This is a genomic window from Streptomyces colwelliae, from assembly GCF_048158785.1.
Taxonomy (GTDB): domain Bacteria; phylum Actinomycetota; class Actinomycetes; order Streptomycetales; family Streptomycetaceae; genus Streptomyces.
Map to the genome: position 1 here is coordinate 1 of NZ_JBLTJC010000683.1, position 2585 is coordinate 2585.

The 2585-nt window shown below is 72.6% G+C and carries 1 protein-coding gene and 3 pseudogenes; all 4 read left to right on the plus strand.

The features are described from left to right. Nucleotides 1-264, plus strand: a pseudogene (locus ACNFOC_RS53125) (hypothetical protein); the annotation flags it as partial. Continuing rightward, nucleotides 261-1592 carry a copper resistance CopC/CopD family protein gene (locus ACNFOC_RS53130; protein ID WP_416966132.1) on the plus strand — a complete coding sequence of 444 codons (1332 nt, stop codon included), beginning with the start codon at nucleotides 261-263 and terminating at the stop codon, nucleotides 1590-1592. The pseudogene ACNFOC_RS53125 and the gene ACNFOC_RS53130, both read left to right, overlap by 4 nt. Before the next feature lie 270 nt (nucleotides 1593-1862). Beyond that, nucleotides 1863-2081, plus strand: a pseudogene (locus ACNFOC_RS53135) (cupredoxin domain-containing protein); the annotation flags it as partial. Between the two features lie 374 nt (nucleotides 2082-2455). Next, nucleotides 2456-2585: pseudogene (locus ACNFOC_RS53140) on the plus strand (6-phosphofructokinase); the annotation flags it as partial.

The window sequence follows — 2585 nt, forward strand, 5'->3', positions numbered from 1 at the left end:
GCCCCCTCCCCGTCCGGTTCCCCGACCGCGACGCCGCCCGCCGACAGCGACAGCTGCGCGGACGGTGAGGTGCGCCTCGCGCAACCGCTCCTCACCGGCCTCACCCAGTCCCTCTTCGGCGTCCTCGACGGCGCGGACGCCGAAGAGCCCACCGCACAGCCCTCGCCGTGCGTCGGACTCGCCCCGCTCGACGGTCTGCTGGGCGCCACCGCGTCACCGTCCGCGTCACCGTCCGCGTCACCGTCGTCGGAGGCCACCCCGTGACGACCCTCCGCCGCACTCTCCTGCTCCTGCTCTCCGCCGCCCTCCTCGGGCTCCTGTCCGCGTCCCCCGCCGCCGCCCACACCGAACTGGTCAGCTCCACGCCGAAGGACGGCACCCGGGCGGCGAAGGCTCCCGCCGACCTCACCCTCGTCTTCGACGAGCCCGTCGACCTGGCCGACGTACGCGTCATGACCATGGACGGCGACCGGCTCCCCGTGTCCCGGACACCGGGCAGGGGCAGTGCCACGGTCCGCGTCGCGCTCCCCCACGCGACCGGGGGCACCCTCTCCGTCACCTGGTCCGTGATCGACGAGGAGGACGGTCACGCCTCCTCCGGCCGGCTCACCTTCGGCATCGGCGCGCAGGCCGCGCAGGGCACCCAGAACCGCGGCGGCGAGGCCACGGCCGCTCTCGCACCATCCCCCTCGGTGCGCAGGGGCCTCGTCGCCGCTCGCTGGACGGGTTATCTGTCGCTGGCCCTGTTCGTGGGCGGCCTCGCCTTCGTCGCACTGCTGTGGCCGCGCGGCGCCGGCGAACCGCGGGCACGGGTGCTGCTCGGACTGGCCTGGACGTGCGGGCTGTCGTCGACCGTCGCGAGCCTCGGGTTGCAGGGCGCGTACACCGCGCTCGGCGGCCCGCGGGACGTACTGCGCCCGGCGACGTACGCCGACGTCCTCACCACCGGGCCCGGTCTCGCGCTCGCCGCCCGGGGCCTGTTGTGGGTGCTCGCGGCCGTGGTGCTGGCGGCTCTGTTGCAGGGCGGTGCGCGTACGGCACGTTCGCCCGGCTGGCGGGTGGGGGCCGGTGCGGTGGCCCTCGGGCTGCTGCGGGCGACCGGTATGGCGGGCCACAACTCCGAGGGCAGCGAGCCCAGTTGGGGCGCGGTCGCCGATCTCGTCCACCTGCTCGGCGTCTCCCTCTGGATCGGCGGGCTCGTCATGCTCACGGTGGCCGTGCTGCCGCGCCGCGAGCCCGCCGAACTGGCGTCCGTGGTGCCCGGTTACTCGAAACTGGCCGCCGCGAGCGTGACGGCGATCGTCGCCGCCGGCCTGGTGCTGGCCTGGCAGATCGTGGGGTCCTACGACGCCCTGCTGCACACCTCGTACGGGCATCTGCTGCTGCTCAAGACGGGCGTCCTCGCCGTCGTCCTGGCCGCCGCCTGGTGCAGCCGCCAGTGGACGCGGACGCGCCTCGATCTCGCCGTGCTGCTGCGCGGCGACGCCGCCACCGTGCGGCCCTTCGGTTTCTCGGTCGCGGCGGAGACGGGGCTCGTCCTCGTCGTGCTCGTCGTGACGAGTCTGCTGGTCACGGCCGATCCCGGCCGCTGAACTCCCCCATGGAACAAAGGAGTTGCTTTGAAACGCACCGAAGAAACCGGTGACCGGCGGCGCCGGTCACCGTTCGGCAACCGGGCCCTGCTGGTCGCCGGGCTCGGCGCGGCCCTCGCGGCCGTGCTCAGCCTGGGGCTGTTGCAGGCGGCTGCAGGCAGCGCCAGGACCTCGGACACGGCGGCAGCGGGCGCGGCTCAGGCGCCCGCAGCCGCCGCGGCCGAGGTGCGGCCTGCGGCGGCTGCCACGCCGGACTACCAGGTCGACATCATGAGCTACGAGTTCGGCGACGGTAAGCAACTCGTCGTCAAGGTCGGCCAGACCGTCCAGTGGACCAACCACGACAGCGCGCCGCACACGGTCACCACGACCAGCGCCCCGGTGAAGTTCGACTCCGGCACCCTGAACCAGGGCGACTCGTGGTCGTACACGTTCACCAAGGCCGGGACGTACGAGTACTACTGCGCCGTGCACCCGGACATGGTGTCCTCGGTGAAGGTGGTCGCGGACGACGGTGGCGGCACGGGCGGCGGTACGACGCCCACGGCCACGCCGACCGGCACTCCCACCGTCACCCCCACGGCCACTCCCACCGGCATGCCCATGCCCACCGACACGGCGACCGCCACACCCACACCCACCGCCACCCCGACCGGGTCCGACGGTGGCACCACGCAGTGCAGCAGCGTCCAGGACGTACTGCTGCCGATCCTCCAGCACATCAACACCGCACACCTGGAACGGTCTCCGGGCGAGCAGGTGCAGGACGCGCTGGCGCTCGACTCGTACATCAAGATGCACACGGTGTGGATCGAGACCATCCTCAAGCCCGTCACCGACGCACGACCGTCATCATGTCGACCGTCGGGGCGAAGCCGCGTGCGGGGTCCATGGACTTCGACGAGGGCAAGAAGGATGTCTACGGCCATGAGCGCTTCGCGGGGATAGCTCGGCAGCTGTCCATCGAGCTGGAGGAACGGCTCGGTAAGGAAG